19 protein-coding genes are annotated in these 15,709 nt (G+C 38.9%); 11 read left to right on the forward strand and 8 right to left on the reverse strand.

The annotated features are described in order from the left end of the window. Positions 1-23 precede the first annotated feature (23 nt). The 5 genes from pdsR to CWB77_RS18745 all read left to right on the forward strand — a co-directional run bounded on the left by pdsR (position 24) and on the right by CWB77_RS18745 (position 4,765). Positions 24-719: a proteobacterial dedicated sortase system response regulator gene (gene pdsR / locus CWB77_RS09445; RefSeq protein ID WP_008111124.1), complete on the forward strand. Its 696-nt coding sequence runs from the start codon at positions 24-26 to the stop codon at positions 717-719. Further along, on the forward strand, positions 713-2,848 hold the full coding sequence (pdsS, locus tag CWB77_RS09450; RefSeq protein WP_138622496.1) for a proteobacterial dedicated sortase system histidine kinase: 2,136 nt from the start codon (positions 713-715) through the stop codon (positions 2,846-2,848). Before pdsR ends, pdsS begins: the two co-directional genes overlap by 7 nt. 726 nt (positions 2,849-3,574) lie before the next feature. Further along, positions 3,575-4,057, forward strand: a complete 483-nt coding sequence (locus CWB77_RS09455) for a hypothetical protein (protein WP_138622498.1) — start codon at positions 3,575-3,577, stop codon at positions 4,055-4,057. Then, on the forward strand, positions 4,050-4,253 hold the full coding sequence (locus tag CWB77_RS09460) for a helix-turn-helix transcriptional regulator (RefSeq protein ID WP_054201830.1): 204 nt from the start codon (positions 4,050-4,052) through the stop codon (positions 4,251-4,253). The genes CWB77_RS09455 and CWB77_RS09460 overlap by 8 nt, the downstream gene beginning before the upstream one ends. 380 nt (positions 4,254-4,633) lie before the next feature. Next, entirely contained in the window at positions 4,634-4,765 is a 132-nt protein-coding gene (locus CWB77_RS18745) for a hypothetical protein (protein WP_258306396.1), read from the forward strand. Positions 4,766-4,806: 41 nt separating this feature from the next. On the opposite strand, the gene CWB77_RS09465 is transcribed toward CWB77_RS18745, so the two are convergent. Then, on the reverse strand, positions 4,807-6,060 hold the full coding sequence (locus CWB77_RS09465) for a multifunctional CCA addition/repair protein (protein WP_138622500.1): 1,254 nt from the start codon (positions 6,058-6,060) through the stop codon (positions 4,807-4,809). Positions 6,061-6,195: 135 nt separating this feature from the next. Between CWB77_RS09465 and CWB77_RS09470 the strand changes: the two genes are divergently transcribed. Next, on the forward strand, positions 6,196-6,414 hold the full coding sequence (locus tag CWB77_RS09470; RefSeq protein WP_076918363.1) for a hypothetical protein: 219 nt from the start codon (positions 6,196-6,198) through the stop codon (positions 6,412-6,414). A gap of 5 nt (positions 6,415-6,419) precedes the next feature. Here the strand turns inward: CWB77_RS09470 and CWB77_RS09475 are convergent, their stop codons facing one another. From CWB77_RS09475 to CWB77_RS09495, 5 genes are read right to left on the reverse strand one after another with little or no spacing between them, the layout of a single operon-like run. After that, entirely contained in the window at positions 6,420-7,571 is a 1,152-nt protein-coding gene (locus CWB77_RS09475; RefSeq protein WP_075169762.1) for a murein transglycosylase domain-containing protein, read from the reverse strand. Between the two features lie 35 nt (positions 7,572-7,606). Continuing rightward, entirely contained in the window at positions 7,607-8,107 is a 501-nt protein-coding gene (locus CWB77_RS09480; RefSeq protein ID WP_010387662.1) for a DUF1543 domain-containing protein, read from the reverse strand. A gap of 20 nt (positions 8,108-8,127) precedes the next feature. After that, positions 8,128-9,477: a sigma 54-interacting transcriptional regulator gene (locus tag CWB77_RS09485; RefSeq protein WP_138622502.1), complete on the reverse strand. Its 1,350-nt coding sequence runs from the start codon at positions 9,475-9,477 to the stop codon at positions 8,128-8,130. Between the two features lie 2 nt (positions 9,478-9,479). Further along, positions 9,480-10,013 (reverse strand): hypothetical protein, encoded by a 534-nt coding sequence (locus tag CWB77_RS09490; protein WP_054201834.1) that lies wholly within the window; start codon positions 10,011-10,013, stop codon positions 9,480-9,482. A gap of 1 nt (position 10,014) precedes the next feature. Continuing rightward, on the reverse strand, positions 10,015-11,469 hold the full coding sequence (locus CWB77_RS09495; protein ID WP_131691595.1) for a HAMP domain-containing sensor histidine kinase: 1,455 nt from the start codon (positions 11,467-11,469) through the stop codon (positions 10,015-10,017). A gap of 304 nt (positions 11,470-11,773) precedes the next feature. Here CWB77_RS09495 and CWB77_RS09500 point away from each other — a divergent pair, with 304 nt between their 5' ends. From CWB77_RS09500 to CWB77_RS09515, 4 genes are all read left to right on the forward strand, one after another. Next, a complete protein-coding gene (locus CWB77_RS09500) occupies positions 11,774-12,007 on the forward strand; it encodes an EF-hand domain-containing protein (RefSeq protein WP_010387657.1) in 234 nt (77 codons plus the stop codon). A gap of 12 nt (positions 12,008-12,019) precedes the next feature. Continuing rightward, positions 12,020-12,247, forward strand: a complete 228-nt coding sequence (locus CWB77_RS09505; protein WP_008111149.1) for an EF-hand domain-containing protein — start codon at positions 12,020-12,022, stop codon at positions 12,245-12,247. A 155-nt stretch (positions 12,248-12,402) separates the two neighbouring features. Next, a complete protein-coding gene (locus CWB77_RS09510; protein ID WP_010387655.1) occupies positions 12,403-12,639 on the forward strand; it encodes an EF-hand domain-containing protein in 237 nt (78 codons plus the stop codon). An 8-nt stretch (positions 12,640-12,647) separates the two neighbouring features. Beyond that, entirely contained in the window at positions 12,648-12,884 is a 237-nt protein-coding gene (locus tag CWB77_RS09515; RefSeq protein WP_010387654.1) for an EF-hand domain-containing protein, read from the forward strand. Positions 12,885-12,894: 10 nt separating this feature from the next. Here the strand turns inward: CWB77_RS09515 and CWB77_RS09520 are convergent, their stop codons facing one another. Beyond that, complete coding sequence (locus CWB77_RS09520) at positions 12,895-13,386, reverse strand: energy transducer TonB (protein ID WP_010387653.1); 492 nt, start codon at positions 13,384-13,386, stop codon at positions 12,895-12,897. A 177-nt stretch (positions 13,387-13,563) separates the two neighbouring features. Between CWB77_RS09520 and CWB77_RS09525 the strand changes: the two genes are divergently transcribed. Further along, a complete protein-coding gene (locus tag CWB77_RS09525) occupies positions 13,564-15,252 on the forward strand; it encodes an amidohydrolase (RefSeq protein WP_138622552.1) in 1,689 nt (562 codons plus the stop codon). A 25-nt stretch (positions 15,253-15,277) separates the two neighbouring features. On the opposite strand, the gene CWB77_RS09530 is transcribed toward CWB77_RS09525, so the two are convergent. Beyond that, the gene (locus tag CWB77_RS09530) at positions 15,278-15,514 is read right to left on the reverse strand and encodes a YgjV family protein (protein ID WP_010387650.1); all 237 of its coding nucleotides are present in this window, start codon (positions 15,512-15,514) and stop codon (positions 15,278-15,280) included. Between the last annotated feature and the right edge of the window lie 195 nt (positions 15,515-15,709).

The raw sequence follows: 15,709 nt of genomic DNA on the forward strand, positions 1-15,709 counted from the left end.
GTCAATATGAGTAATTAATAAAAATGAAAAAAATAGCTATCGTTGAAGATGAAACTGCCATTCGCGAAAACTACATAGAAATGCTGAGCGCTCAAGGCTATCAGGTAAGTGGTTATGAAAACCGCCCTCAAGCAGAAGTAGCTTTTAAAGAAGCACTCCCCGATTTAGCCATTGTTGATATTGGCTTAGGCCATGAAATAGATGGCGGCTTTTTACTGTGCCAAACTTTGCGTTCACTTTCTAAAACCTTACCAATTATTTTTTTAACCGCTCGCGACAGCGAAATAGACACCGTATGCGGCCTGCGCATGGGCGCCGATGACTACTTAACCAAAGATATTAGCTTAGCGCATTTAGCCGCGCGTATTGGTGCGCTATTTCGCCGCATGGAAGCATTAGAGCAACCCGCCGATGCCAACGCATTAATAATTCGCGGTCAACTAACACTCGACACGCAACGCATGCAGGTGCTTTGGCAACAACAGTTGGTTGATTTAACCGTAACTGAGTTTTGGATGCTGCATTCACTCGCCCAACGACCTGGCCACGTTAAAAGCCGTAATGAGTTAATGAGCGATGCTAAAATTTATGTAGACGACAGTACCATTACCTCTCATGTAAAACGCATTCGTAAAAAGTTTATAGCACTCGATAGCCAGTTTGACTGCATTGATACCGTGTATGGCATGGGTTACAGGTGGGAGCAACCCACATGCTGAGATTTGGCCTACGCAGTAAATTTATTCTACTTTCATGCTTTTTGTTTTTGTTGCCATGGTTAGGCTACGAATACGTATGGGAAATGGAAAAGTTTTTACGCCAAGGCCAAGAAAAAACGCTAGTAGGTACTACACGCGCACTGGCAACGGCTCTGCACGAACGCCCCGCTTTATTTGACGAACAAACCAACTTTTTAGATCAAGTTGTAAAAGGCCGCGATCTCTATGCTTATAATTTAAAGAGTCCAATTCAACTCGATGGCAAACTCAGCGACTGGGACGCTTACCAATCGCTATTTTGGCTTTATGACAAACGCTACTTACAAACAGCCGATGATAACCATCAGCTAAGCAACTTATCATTTAGCCACATGGTAGGTAAGTTTGATAATTACTTATATGCAGTATTTAAAGTCACTGACGATGCTTTAGTATACCGTGCCAAAAACAGCCTCAGCATTACCAATAACGATTACGTAAAAGTTGGCCTAAAAAACCCCGATGGGCAATTTAATACTTATGTTATTGCTCCGCGCCAAGATGGCTGGGTCAACGCATTTGATGCCAACAGTAAAATGCCTTTTACTAAAATTCAGGGTTTCTTTAAACAAACTGAAACAGGTTACAACCTTGAGCTGCGCTTTCCTTTGAGTATGCTTGGCAATAAACTGGGATTTGCCATTGCCGATGTTGATAGTAAACAACCAAACCAACCCCCTAGTATTATGTCTACATCGAACTTAAATAACCCGAATGATTTAGGTTCGGTACTGGTGCCCTCCCCTGAAATAAACCGTATATTAAAAGGCATGGGACACAGCGGCAGTCGCATATGGGTGGTCGATAACCATCACCGTGTATTAGCGCAATCGGGCAGTATTCAGAATGCCGATGGCGTATGGGCCGATGGGCTAAAAAATCAAGCGCCAAAAACTGCGTGGCAGCGCTTTGAACAGGCCTATTTACATCCTATGTATTATAAAATTTTAACTCGTCCTGAAGATGAATTTATAGATACCTTACACGATGTAGCTTCAATGCAAGGCGCTCATTTAGCCAAAGCACTTAAAGGCAAACCGGCCTCGTCGTGGCGGCTCACTCCCGATAACAAAGCGGTGATATTATCGGCTGCGTATCCTATTTGGATTGAGGATAAAGTTATTGGGGCAGTTATAGCTGAAGAAACCACCAATGGCGTGCGTACACTGCGTAATAAATCGCTGGAAAAGCTATTTAATGTAATTTTAGCGGTCATGTTAATTGGCACAGTCACTTTGTTCTTTTTTGCTTCGCGTATATCGAGCCGTATTAGGCGACTACGAGATACAGCAGAGCAAGCCATTGATGCGCAAGGACGAGTAACGGGCCATATAAATTACAGCGATGCCAATGACGAAATTGGCGACCTGTCGCGTAGCTTTTCAAATATAGTGAGCCGACTTGGTGGCTATACCGATTATTTAGAAAATATGTCGTCGCGCTTATCTCACGAGCTGCGCACACCGGTTGCGGTTGTCCGTTCATCTCTTGAAAACTTACAAAGCTTGCAGCAAAGTGAACTGAGTCAAAAATACCTTGAACGTGCCAGCGAAGGGGTTGAGCGCTTAGGGAAAATAATTACCACTATGAGCGAAGCTACCCGCCTTGAGCAAAGTATTCAAAGTAATGAGCCAGAGCAGTTTGATTTACAAAAAGTGATTAGTGGCTGTATGCAGGGCTACCAGCTTACTTATCCTAACCAGTTATTTACACTCAACATTTGCCAAAGCACACTGCCAATGCAAGGTGCCCCTGAATTTATAGCGCAACTGCTCGATAAGCTAATTAATAATGCCTTGGAATTTAGTGAAGCTAACACTGCAATTGAAGTCAGCCTTAAGCAAAATGAAAGCAAAGCAACATTAACGGTAAGTAATACAGGTACTTTATTGCCTGAGGGACTTACTGAACATATTTTTGATTCTATGGTATCGGTGCGCAGCCAACAAATGCAGCAACAACCGCATTTAGGCTTAGGGCTTTATATTGTAAGACTAGTGTGTGATTACCACAAAGGTACAGTAACGGCGCACAATAATGCTCAAGGTAATGGGGTCACTTTTACAGTGAGTTTACCGTTAGCAAATTAGTTAAATGATTTTTTAGTCTTAATTAGTTTTAGCTTGATTTAGCGGGGCTGGCTAATAAGATTAAATTAAATCTAAGAGCCTAATACCTACCGATTAAAAACATTAGTAAAGCAACGAGCAAAGCAGAAAAATAGTGGGTTAAACGGGCATAAAAACGTAACACATTATTTTACCAAAGTTTAATGAAAGTACTAGTTGATAACTTTTAAAATTAAGTAAATATGACCAATGTATAAAATTACAAATACATACCCTGTAGATATCAAACGATTTAGTACCCATACACCATACAAAAACTCACCATAAAAATAAGTACTCTCTTAACTTGGCATTAAATAGTGCAAAAGATGAAAAAGCAAAGACTGACCGTACACTTTAAAGCTTGCCATATATACTTTACCTACCTCCCCTTAAACGCATACCAGTAGAATAGATGATATCTTCGCTTGAGCAGGAATATTTTGGTGTGGTAGATGAGAAAGGCTGATTTGGCTTGCCAAAAAATTAAATCGAGTTTGCGTTTTTACTGACTGAATTAGTTTAATACTGAATCAATAATCACTTAACCCAAGTAAAAAATAAAAAAAGGTTGCCTTTATGTAACCTTTGGGTATCATTGATACCTGAAGGTTACATATGGTGTGTTTAGGTATCACATGAAAACCTTAAGTGGAGTAAACACAACGCGACATTATTTGGTCGTCACTAAAAAGGGATATACAACAGATGGCAAAATCAATATCAGTACTACCAGAACAAGAACAGCAATATTTAACAATTACTGGAAAAGCCAGTATTGCTCTAGCGTTTTTCTTGTTAGCAGAGCTGCTTTCAACAGTCATCAGCAAAACCGATTCAGTTATATATTTGCTAGTAGATTTAACTTTATTTGCGAGTTTTATCTATTTTCTTGTGTTAGGTACTAAATCCATGAAGTTTGCTAAGCACATATCAAAACTAGGTTTCTGGACATATAAATTTAACGACGAGTATGTGGATTATGTTAGTTCGCTCAGCCTGCGCGTTACATGTCACATTATGGTAATTGGCGGAGCATTTCTCGCATATAGTGGCGACAGTAAGTGGTTTGTGGAATTAATAGCCCCTTTCAACCCCACAGATGCACTTCAAGTATTGCTTTGCCTAGCAGCATCTACACATGGCACATTAATTTTGTGGCAACTTGGCAAGGAAGAGCTTTATGAATGAAGATTTAGATAATCATATTCACAAACTTCGATTACAGCATAAAATATCTCAGCAAGAGTTAGCGGATGCCATAGGCGTTTCTAGAAAAACTATTAGTACAGTAGAAACCGGGCGTTTTACACCGTCGGTGGTTATTGCACTAAAAATAGCGGCTTATTTCGCTATTTCTGTAGAGCAAATATTTACTTTAAAATAATCTTCCTGGCTCTATAGACTTTGAAGATGCTCTCAACAACAGTAAATAGCTATGAGTTAGGTGCTTTTAATAGAAAAAGGCCTTTAAATATTGCTCCCTTACCATCCTTAAATAAACCGCAACAAATGTCGAGCTCATTTAAGGATGGTAAGAAACAGCTACAGATTTTCCTTAAATAGCTTATTAGATTCTACGATATTAATCTAACAATGAGCTTTTGAATGTTATCCAACTCTTTTTTTGGGAGTTTACTGATTGTTTTGTCGTTGCTTTAAAGGTATGAGCAACTGCGATTTAATTAATTGTAATCATTCACTTTTAATTAAGTCGGGTTCACATACTCTGGCGCTATATTAACTCATTCAGCAGTAGGATTTGCCGTGTTGCCATCACTTGAACGAGAAGAGCTCGACTTTATTTTTAGTTTATATAAATCAGATAAAAACGCTGAGCCTGAAGCAACTAAACCACAACACTCAGGTAAACGACCTTCAAAAAGTACCACTTCTTAAGGTATAAGGCGTATCTCGGTACTTAATTTAATCTTCACTAATTAGCTTACCGTACTTGGCTCATCGCTTAAAAACGCTTTAATGCAGTCTATTTCTGCCTGTTTGACCGTTTCGCCTATTTCGGGGCCTTTTTTGCCGCTTTTAAGCGCGTCTTGCACTATCTGTTTTTTATCCATTTTTTGTAGTTCGTTGTGAATAGCACGTAATTTAGCGGCTTGTGGATAGGGCTTATCCACCAGCGTTTCGCCTCGTCCTTGTGCATCACACTGGCACGCTTGAGTAAAAGCAATAAAACGCTCTGGATGCACTAGCGCATTTAAATTAGTGACGATTAATTTATGAATAGTTTGCGGCCTTAACTGTTCAAGCGTGTGGCAAAGTGTATGGTTATCACTGGTAAGCACGCCTATATCACGAAAGCGATTAGGCACTTTTAAACGTTCACAAAACGCCTCAACTACAGCAACCCCTTCACGCTCATGGCCGCGTAAATTACCGCGTTTTTTATAGCTTAGCGCTTTACCAAAGTCATGGGTTAAAGCAGCAAAACGCGTTTCTAGGTTAAAGCCTAAATCGGCTGCTCGTCTAAGCACTAGCATAGTATGGACAAACACATCGCCCTCGGGATGATGATTTACCGGCTGCGGGGTGTTTTTCATCTGTTCTATTTCAGGAAAAATACCTAACCCATCTAATGCTTGGAAATAAAGCTCAGGGTGTTTTTCGCCAAGCGCTTTTTCTGTTTCAAGCCAGACTCGCTCTGGTACTAGATGTTCCAACTCGCCTTTATTTTTAAGCTCATGCATTAATGCAGTAGTACTTGGATGAATAGACCAGTCGCTACCATAACGCGCTAAAAAGCGAGCAATACGCAATACCCGAACAGGGTCTTCTACAAATGCTTGGGTGGTGTGACGCAGTATTTTATTTTTTAAATCAGCTTGACCATTAAATGGATCAATAATAGTGCCGTTTTCGTCTAGCGCCATAGAGTTAATGGTTAAATCTCGGCGTGCTAAATCTTCTTCAAGGGTTACGTTTGGGCTGGCATCCACCACAAAGCCGGTATAACCTTTACCACTTTTACGCTCAGTGCGCCCTAGTGCATATTCTTCTTTAGTGTTTGGGTGTAAGTAAACCGGAAAATCGCTGCCAATGGGTAAAAATCCGAGTGCTTCCATTGTCTCTGGCGTTTCACCAATAACAACATAGTCATTATCTTTTGATTGTATGTTTAGCAGTTTATCTCGCACTGCTCCACCCACTAGGTAAACTTGCTTTAAACTCTGTTGCACTTTATTCCCAACCACTACTTTTAAGCTTTTCTTTGATGTTAATCATACCTAATAGTCATTAAAAAATCTGTGTTGTTTGCCAAGCTTTATTAAGCTCATTACAATAGCGCATTATTTTTTAATACCTAACAGCGAATGAAAAACCACTCAGCAAAAAAAGAACTTATGTTACTGCCCATCCTTTTGGTGGTTATTATTATGTGTGTTGCAGGGCATTTCTTGCTACAGGCTAATTTTCAAGATAGCCATTTGGTTGAGTATTTGTTAGCTGCAATTCCATTTGCTATGTTTGGCTTAGTAATAATAGCCTTTAAAATGGCAGCCAAAAGTGAACAACAAGAAAATGATGAGTAAATAAGTTACTGATAGTTTTTTTCTGCTTTAGTGACTTTGTATAAATAGCGTCTTGATTCCGCACGTGAGTGCTTAGTGGTGAGAATATTATAAAACTGGCTTGCAGTAAGCTGATTTATTTGTGAAAACGCCACACTTCTATTTTTATTAAATATGCGCAGAACATTACCCGCCCCGCCGTTATAAGACGAGATCATGGCAAAGTGCTTACTTTTGTCGGTACTAATTTTGTTTAAGTAGTTATTTTTTAAAATACTTAAATAGGCGCTGCCTATATCGATATTATATTTTGGATTAAACAATACTGCTTTGGTTGGCTGCCCAGGTACTTTTTTTATTTTTTGGTATACATCGCGCCCTGCGGTAGCCGGGATCACTTGCATTAATCCATAGGCGTTTGATGAGCTCACCGCATGTGGATTAAAGCTACTTTCGGTTTCAATAATGGCATAAATAAGTGCTGCCGATATTTGATATTTTTTTGCAGCCGCCAGCACATAAGCACTGTACTTTTGCTTTCTTAAATGAGCATTTTGCTCTACTAAATCAAAGCTAACCGACGAAATAACGTGCCCATATTGACGTTGCTTTTTTAAATTATTATTTACTAAATAACGCGCAAATCGATTAGCACGCCAGCTATATTTTATGGGTAACTTATCTTGATCGAGCACTTGTTGGTATAAAAACGGCTCGCCTTCTAAAATTGGCGCTTCGCTGGTAAAAATATCGGTTTTATCGGGATCGCTAGAGGTCAGTAAGGTCATAACAATGGCCTGCTGTAACAAGCTTATTGTATTTTTTAACGCGATGGTTTCTACTTTTACAGTGCCTTGCTCAAAATCAATAATGGCACGAGCTTGGTAATCATTACTGTATTTTACGTATTTTTTGGCACTAGGTTGCTGAGTGTTTTGTTTACCCCACTTGCGCCCAACAACGCTTTCTAATGCGGCTAAAAGCTGTTTTACGCTACCAACCTGTGCCTTAATAGAACGGTGTGTTTTTTGTGCTTGCTTGTGAATTGCAACCACGTCAGTAGGATCGTTTTTTACTTGCTTTACCAGTTTATTTAAATCAACAACGGGCGGTAAACCCGACAGTGATTTACAGCCACTTAAGCCAACTAGCAAAAGTATAAACGCATACTTTTTCACACAACATCCTAATAAACTTAATAAATCCTCATTTATTATAATACATGATAACCAAACCAGTCAGGTTTAATTGTTTGTGCTTGACCACTTGGGGTTAGTTTAATATTAAGCTGGCTATCGAGTAAATCTATAGCAAAGCAATCATCAACATCATGTAAATCATCTTTATGTAGATGGCTAAGCCCTGCGAGTAAATCATTTTTAGCGCGCTGTTTTGCTTCTTCACTACTGCTGGCAACATACAAAGCAAAGTCGTGTTGCTCTGCTAGTGAGTCGCTTCTGTAAGCACCTAAGTTAACAAAATAAAGCTGCTTATTTTGCTCTACATAACTATCAACTACCTCGACTTTATAACCATCAATGTGATTAACCGCCATATAGCTATCCATGTGTACGCTATTTTTGTCGCCTACCCACTGACTTTTAAGCTTGCTATAAGTTTGCTCAATGTTTTGACCTACCACAAAACGTACGTCGTGCATTTCTATGTGGCAACCTTGAATACGCCCACCTAAATACACCATAAATAACTGCATGCTCACTTCCTTTTTTAAAATTACATTAAGCTATCTACGTCAATTTCATGCTTTTTAATCAGCTTATAAAAATCAGAACGATTACGCTTGGCAAGCTTGGCACCTTCGGCCACATTACCCCCTGCCATTTTCAGGGTATTGATAACGTAATCTCGCTCAAACTCTTTTTTAGCGTCGTTAAGCGAAAGTGGCTCAACGTTATTTTCATTGCTATTTAACGCACTAAGCACTAAATGTTCAGATATAACGTCACTTGGTGTTAAGGCAACCACCTGCTCCACCACATTTTGTAATTGACGAATATTACCAGGCCAATCATACCTTACCAATGCATGCATGGCATCGTTTGCAAAACGTTTTTCTTTTTGCTCCATACGTTTTGCAATATTAGCGCTAAAAAAATTAGCTAATAAGCTAATATCTTCACGGCGCTCTCGCAGCGGAGGAAGTTTGAGGTTTACTACGTTTAAACGATAATATAAATCTTCTCTAAACTCTTGATTGTTAATAGCTTCAGGCAAGTTTTTATGGGTCGCTGAAACAATTCGCACATTAATGGGGATTTCTTCTTGAAAACCGACTGGGCGAATGGTTTTTTCTTGCAGCACGCGTAATAACTTAACTTGTAAATTTAGCGGCATATCACCAATTTCATCTAGAAATAAGGTCCCCCCTTGTGCTTGCTGAAACAGGCCTTGGTGATCTTTTACCGCCCCTGTGAATGCGCCTTTTTTGTGACCAAATAACTCCGATTCTAATAACTCACCAGGGACTGCACCACAGTTAATAGCCACAAATGGGCCATCACTAACATGGCTGTGCTGATGAATTGCCTGTGCAAGCAGCTCCTTACCCGTACCACTAGCACCAGAGATAAGTACATTTACCTGAGTAGGGCCTAGTAATTTAACTTGCTCTAGCAAATGCAGCATAGCGCCACTGCGAGTAACAATATTGCTTTGCGGAATAATATCATCATTATTCACCCCATGTATTTCTATGGCTTTAGCTAAGCTATCGAACAGCTCATCTTTATCAACTGGCTTAGTAATAAAGGCAAAAATACCTTGCTTAGTCGCCTCTACCGCATCAGGAATTGAACCATGAGCCGTCATCATAATTACAGGTAATGCTGGGTAGCGGCTTTGCAATTGTCGATGCAGTGCCATTCCATCCATTTCATCCATTCTTAAATCGGTGATCACCGCATCAAATACTTGGCTTTTAAGTATTTGTAATGCATTCATGCCACTATCACAGGTTGTTACTTCATAACCTTTTGATTGAATTCGAATTGCCAGTAACTGCAGTAAGCTGGCATCGTCATCAACGAGTAACACTTTAGCGCTTGATGGAAGTGTGACTGACATAGTTACTGCTCCTTGGTTTCTTCACGTAATAAAAGTTGCTGTTCAATTGCAGCTAATGACGATAAGGTTTTTTGCATTTCAGCGTTTAATGCTTGTTGTTGTTTTTTTGCATTTATTTGCATTAATACCTGCTGCTTTTGCAGCCATAAATAGTGTTTTATATCGTCTGGCCAATAGTAAGCTTGATCTAGCTTAAGCAATTGACTCATAACAGTATCAGGGTCGCGACTAAGGTTGACGCATGCGGTATTAAAAAATGCCTTAAGTGCTTGCTCCCCTAAGTAAGTTTTATTGTCAGGCGTTAATTTAAAGCCACCACACTGATGGGCATGCCATGCAATAACTTGCGCTGCGGGCGGATACATAAGATCTAGTTTTGGCCGCGGCTTTGGATTGGGCTGGTTGCTTTTATTATCGGGCTGAGTTTGAGCTATTAGCTCAGGTTTAGCTGGTGTTTGAGTGTTTGTTAATTCACACCCAGATAAAAAAACGAGACTGCTGGTTAGCCATAAAATAGCCATTAAACGCGCAGACATATTATTTAACTCCTTTATTTTTATAGGGGATGACAATGTTAAATCGACAGCCTTGCGGCTCATTATGCTCAATAGTTAACTTACCCTGTAACTGTTCAACCGACTCTTTTACTATGGTAAGGCCTAAACCACTGCCTTGAAGACTAATCTCTTTACTGTGTTTACCTTGATAAAAAGCGCCAAAAACATATTCTTTTTCATGCTCTTTAATACCACAGCCCTCATCAGCGACCTGTATAATTAAGCTATTACTTTCTAAACTTAAGCTAATCGACACTGCTTGATTTGACTGGGAAAACTTTAAACCATTAGAGATTAACTGAATTAAAATCATTTCAATTAATTCTCTCGGTAAATTAAGTGCAACTGTCGGTAAGCTATTGTGCCAAATAAGCGACTGCTCTCGTGCATTTAACCTATGTTCAAAATGATTACTTACCTTTTTTATTAGCTGGTTAAATTCCACTTCACTAACATTATCTTTACTAGTTCGAATCGCGTTATAACTTAACAAGCTGTCTATCATAGTGCGTAATCGCACCATAGATTGACTAATTAACTCAAGCACTGCTTTTTGCTCATTATTAATTGGCCCAACAATTTCATCGGCTAATAACTCAGTGCCCTCAACCATAGAGGCCAAAGGCGTTTTTAATTCGTGAGTAACATGGCGTAAAAACGTATCTTTTTGCTGCTCTAGCATATGCAATTGCGCCTGCACCCACTGCAACTTGTTACCTAGTTCAATGAGTTCAGCTGATCCCTGCACTGATATTTTTTGCTGCCAATCTCCTTGGCCTAATTTATCAATAACGGAGGTTAAACCTTTTAAACGGCCACTTATCCGCCATAAAAACCCACCGCCAACAAGTAAGGTTAAAGGCGTAAGTGCCACTAACCAGTTTATAAAGGAGGCTTGTAAATTTGTCAGTTTAATTTGGTTTTGAGTGATTTTGGCTTCATTGGTTTCGCGCAACCACATTGTTAGATCTGCCAGTATTTCACTAATTGGCACAAACAACTCTGCTTGCTCACGAGCTTCAACCACCAGTTTGGTATGCGCTGCTTTTAGCGTATCTGTTAACCGTTGCCATTGTTGAGTACTTTGTTGGCTGCTAGAAAGCTGTTTAAGCTCATTTATATTGTCCAGCGATGACTGCCATTTATCCACGATAAGTTTATCGAGTGAATCGCTTTTTAAAACCCAGTTTTGCCTTGTTGCCCTTTCTAAACTATTGAGCTCTTGTTTAAGTGCATTAAACGACTTGGTTACTTGATAGTTATTACTGACAATTTGCTGTGTGACCGCTAATTGTTTATTTAATACATTTAAAAATACAATAACCACAATAGACAAAGGCAAAAGTGACAACAGCATACTCATTACAAACTGGCCAATCAAATTAGGACGCCAGTTTACCAATGCTTTATATTTTTCAGCCATGATTGCAGGCATACACTAATCCTTTACTACTTTTAAGCGCTCTATTATTAAGCGCTCAACTTATACACTCGCTGAACCAAATACATTTTTGAGAGTAAAACCGTTGCAATGTCGCACAATTGCGACAAGTTAAACACTTGATTTAAAAATAGTAAAAAATTCTAACTAAGAAAATGTTGCATAAAACACACAACCGTCGGTAAATATTACTCATTAAAAACAAGTTAAAAAATTAAACCATTGATTTTTAATAAAAATTAAAGATGGCACTATAATTGTAATACGCTTATAAATATTAATTTTTAAAGGCCAAGGAATGACTAAAGGTTATTTAAAATCTACTGCCTTAATAGCGTTATGTTTCACAAGTAGCCATTTATTTGCGCTTGATGTGAACACAGCATTTTACAGCCTAGATAAAGACAGCAACGGTACATTAAGCGAAGCAGAGGCCGGCGAAGATGCATTACTGCATGAGAATTTTGCACAAATAGACAAGAATGAAGACGGACAATTATCGTTCGATGAATTTAAACAGTTTGTAAAATAAAGGAGTATATTTATGAAACAATTAATTGGTGCTTTTTCGCTACTATTTTTAGCTATTAGCGCGACGGCATTGGCATCGTCGTTAAATGTACGTTTTATGCATTTAGATAAAAATATGGACGGCCAAATATCGCTCACTGAGGCCAAACAAGATAAGCAGCTGCTTAAGCAGTTTACTGATTTAGACAAAGACAATAACGAGATGATTTCTAAAAAAGAGTTCGAAAACTTTAAACCTTAAGTTTAGATTCAAGTTAAGTTTTATATTATAGAGTTAAAAGCATTTGCCATAATCCCTGAGGGAGTGTGTAAACGGATTTAATGTTGGGAGTTAAATTATGGCAAGTGCTTTCTTTCAATACTGCAGCAATTAAAATACACCTTGGAACGCCAACTATGAGAATACTGCTTCCCTTTATTGGTGCTTTACTTTTTATCAGCCAAAGTGCATTCGCACTTGATGTAAAGCAACGCTTTGACCACTTGGACAAAAATAATGATGGATATTTAACCCACAGCGAGCTTGCTGCTCAGCCTCAGCTATTAAACTCATTTTCAAATTGGGATGAAAATCAAGACAACAGAATTTCTTTAACTGAGTTTAAAAACTACTTAACCACTAACCTGTACTGAGCATTTATATGAAGCCTTTTCATAATATTATTTTACTAACACTGACTGTTTTTAGCTGTATGAGTTTTGCAACAAGCAGTTATATTGCCGAAAAGTTTGAAAAACTTGACCGCAACCAAGATGGCTTTTTGACTCGTTCTGAAGCTGCCAGTGATCCTGCTTTATGGTCACGTTTTGGCAGTTATGACCGTGATAAAGACGCACAATTGTCATTAAGCGAATACAGCTTGTACGCCAGTAAATAAAGAAAATATATTATAAAGTACGTTTATATACTTTTCCTTTTACCAAAAATTTTTCTTCGGTGGGGGGGCAGTTTTTCAAATATTTTTTACTAACGTCTTTAGATTCGAGCATAAAATCCATTCTAATGTGCGTAAGAATGGGTTGTTTATTTTTATTATTTTCAGCCGGAAGCCATTTCCATAAATTGAGGGATTTTGCGGCTGCTTTATCAAATAGCTTTTGAGGGTATGAAGAAAGTATTTTATAGCCTTGCGCCTTTCCTTCCTGATTAATCATAGTTACGAGCTCAACACACCCTGCAAGCCCTTTTTTAGCAGCTTCAATGGGGTATAAAGGCTCCACTCTTTTAAAAATATTCCAGTAATCTTTTCCCGAATCACGAAGTTCTGCGCTTGACAAATCAATATAGTCTATTTTTTCAACAACCTTATTCTCAGGTGATGTTGCACTACATGCGCAGAGAAGTAATGTTAACGGAATTGTGAGGTAAAGTGGTTTCATTGCGTTTCCTTATGCATGAAAGTTAAGTTTTAATTAGTTTTTATTTTTTAAATGATTACTGTTTAACCTACTATAGGTACGCTATTGTATCAACAAAAAATCGTCTTATTGGTATTCTAAATTTGAGTTTGCTACTGTGATAGTACAAATAATAACAATGTGCGTCTTATGCAACTGATAAAACTAATAAAACTAATAAAACCGATATTGCTAGCAAGCCTTTGTGCCGTCACTAGCGTGGCAATAGCACAAACTCAAGTCATTTATAATGCTAATGGCTACTCACCTTTGTATAAAGGAAAAATGCGCCATGGCGAAGTAAACACGTTTACGACCTTGGTCATAAAAGATGGCAAAGTAGTTAAGACAGGTCCAGACAGCTTGAAAAATAGCTTTCCGGGTGCAACCCTAATTGACGCGAAAGGCAAAACCCTACTCCCAGGGCTCATTGATGCGCATGGACACGTCATCGGGCTAGGTAATAATTTGTCGCAACTTGATGTGCGCGGTGCAAAGTCGGTAGATGAAGTAACCGCTAAACTCAAGGAATTTGCCAAAGATAAAAAAGGTTGGATCATTGGTCGAGGCTGGAACCAAGAGCTATGGTCAAATACTCGCTTTCCTACGGCCGCTGACTTAGACAAAGTCGTTAACGATCGCCCTGTTATTTTATCGCGAGTAGATGGTCACGCCATTTGGGTTAACTCAAAAGCATTAGAACTTGCCAATATTAACGCTGATACATCAGCCCCAGCTGGCGGAGAAATTATAAAAGATGAGTTTGGTAAGCCCACCGGCATTTTTATTGATAAAGCAGAAACCTTGGTTACTCAACATATGCCTGCAACGTCTGCACAATCGGTCAGTAATGCATTAGATGCCGCAGGTAAACACTTACTAAGCCTAGGCATTACCTCAACTCATGATGCAGGTATTGATAAAACCACATGGCAAGTTTACAAACAACGCGCCGAGTTAGGTACATTACCGCTTAGAATTGTAGCAATGTTAAGTGCAGCAAGCCCAGATTTAAACATGATGCTTAAAGCCGGTCGTTATCAAGATTCACAAGATTTTTTATCTATCCGCAGTGTAAAAATTTATGCTGATGGCGCATTAGGGTCACGTGGTGCTGCGCTTATTGAAGAATACGCTGATAGAGCCAACCATTTTGGCCTTATGCTTGAAACCCAACAAAAGCTAGAGCAATTATTTACCCTGACTTTTAAAAATGGTTTTAGCGCTAACACGCATGCAATTGGCGATAGAGCAAATAAAATTGTGCTAGATGCCTATCAAAATGTATTTAAACAAACCGGTGGCATACTACTGCGCAATCGTATGGAGCATGCACAAATAGTCTCGCCAGAGGATATCCCGCGCTTTAAAACCCTGAAAATAATTCCATCTATGCAACCTGTGCATGCCACATCAGACATGCATATGGCTGAGCAGCGTTTAACCGACAAACAACTACAAGGCGCTTATGCTTGGCAAACACTTTTAAACCAAGGTTCAACGATTGCGGCGGGATCTGATTACCCTGTCGAACTAGCGAACCCATTTGATGGTTTATATTCTGCGATAACGCGCATGGATCATAATCAGCTGCCTGAAAACGGTTGGCGCGCCAGTGAGGTATTGAGCAGAGAAGATGCATTACGTGCGTTTACCCTTGGCGGCGCGTATGCAGCGCATCAAGAGTTTAAAGTAGGTAGTTTAGAGCAAGGTAAATGGGCTGACTTTATACTGGTTGATCAAGACTACTTTAAAGTGCCTATTGAGCAGCTTTATAAAACTCAGGTATTGCAAACGTGGATAGCAGGTAAATTACGTTACCAAAAAGATTCAGCAAAGCCTGAGTAAAAACAAAAAAGGGTTAACTTAAAAGTTAACCCTTTTTTGTATCAGCCCTAGACTGACGATATAACTTAATAATGTGATATATATTGACCAGAGCTAACAAGCCATTAGTAAATGCCACCGGTACAGAACCGATTGCTGTACCGTAAAAAGTAAACGCAATACAGCCCAATAAATTAAACCAACGCAGTTTGGTTACATCGGTCATGGTCAAAGAAATAACTAGTAAAACGGATGCTAAATAACCTAAATATTCCCAACTCAATTGTTCTCTCCTAGGCTTTAGGTTAATATTACTAGTTAAATTTTAGTACATTATTAAAAACTGCTGCTTAGCAGTTTAAATAAAAAAGCTAACTTACCAATAAAACCTTAAAATATACTGGTTTTACCCACAATTTTTTAATCATTACACGGTAGAATGAAGGTCATTTAACGCCATTAAATAAATAACGGCGTG

Source organism: Pseudoalteromonas sp. S1610, from assembly GCF_005887465.1.
GTDB lineage: Bacteria > Pseudomonadota > Gammaproteobacteria > Enterobacterales > Alteromonadaceae > Pseudoalteromonas > Pseudoalteromonas undina.

Coding starts and splice junctions, on each gene's coding strand:
- pdsR (WP_008111124.1), top strand. CDS start 24: ATGAAAAAAATAGCTATCGTTGAAGATGAAACTGCCATTCGCGAAAAC.
- pdsS (WP_138622496.1), top strand. CDS start 713: ATGCTGAGATTTGGCCTACGCAGTAAATTTATTCTACTTTCATGCTTT.
- CWB77_RS09455 (WP_138622498.1), top strand. CDS start 3,575: ATGGCAAAATCAATATCAGTACTACCAGAACAAGAACAGCAATATTTA.
- CWB77_RS09460 (WP_054201830.1), top strand. CDS start 4,050: ATGAATGAAGATTTAGATAATCATATTCACAAACTTCGATTACAGCAT.
- CWB77_RS09470 (WP_076918363.1), top strand. CDS start 6,196: ATGAAAAACCACTCAGCAAAAAAAGAACTTATGTTACTGCCCATCCTT.
- CWB77_RS09480 (WP_010387662.1), bottom strand. CDS start 8,107: ATGCAGTTATTTATGGTGTATTTAGGTGGGCGTATTCAAGGTTGCCAC.
- CWB77_RS09485 (WP_138622502.1), bottom strand. CDS start 9,477: ATGTCAGTCACACTTCCATCAAGCGCTAAAGTGTTACTCGTTGATGAC.
- CWB77_RS09490 (WP_054201834.1), bottom strand. CDS start 10,013: ATGTCTGCGCGTTTAATGGCTATTTTATGGCTAACCAGCAGTCTCGTT.
- CWB77_RS09495 (WP_131691595.1), bottom strand. CDS start 11,469: ATGCCTGCAATCATGGCTGAAAAATATAAAGCATTGGTAAACTGGCGT.
- CWB77_RS09500 (WP_010387657.1), top strand. CDS start 11,774: ATGACTAAAGGTTATTTAAAATCTACTGCCTTAATAGCGTTATGTTTC.
- CWB77_RS09505 (WP_008111149.1), top strand. CDS start 12,020: ATGAAACAATTAATTGGTGCTTTTTCGCTACTATTTTTAGCTATTAGC.
- CWB77_RS09510 (WP_010387655.1), top strand. CDS start 12,403: ATGAGAATACTGCTTCCCTTTATTGGTGCTTTACTTTTTATCAGCCAA.
- CWB77_RS09515 (WP_010387654.1), top strand. CDS start 12,648: ATGAAGCCTTTTCATAATATTATTTTACTAACACTGACTGTTTTTAGC.
- CWB77_RS09520 (WP_010387653.1), bottom strand. CDS start 13,386: ATGAAACCACTTTACCTCACAATTCCGTTAACATTACTTCTCTGCGCA.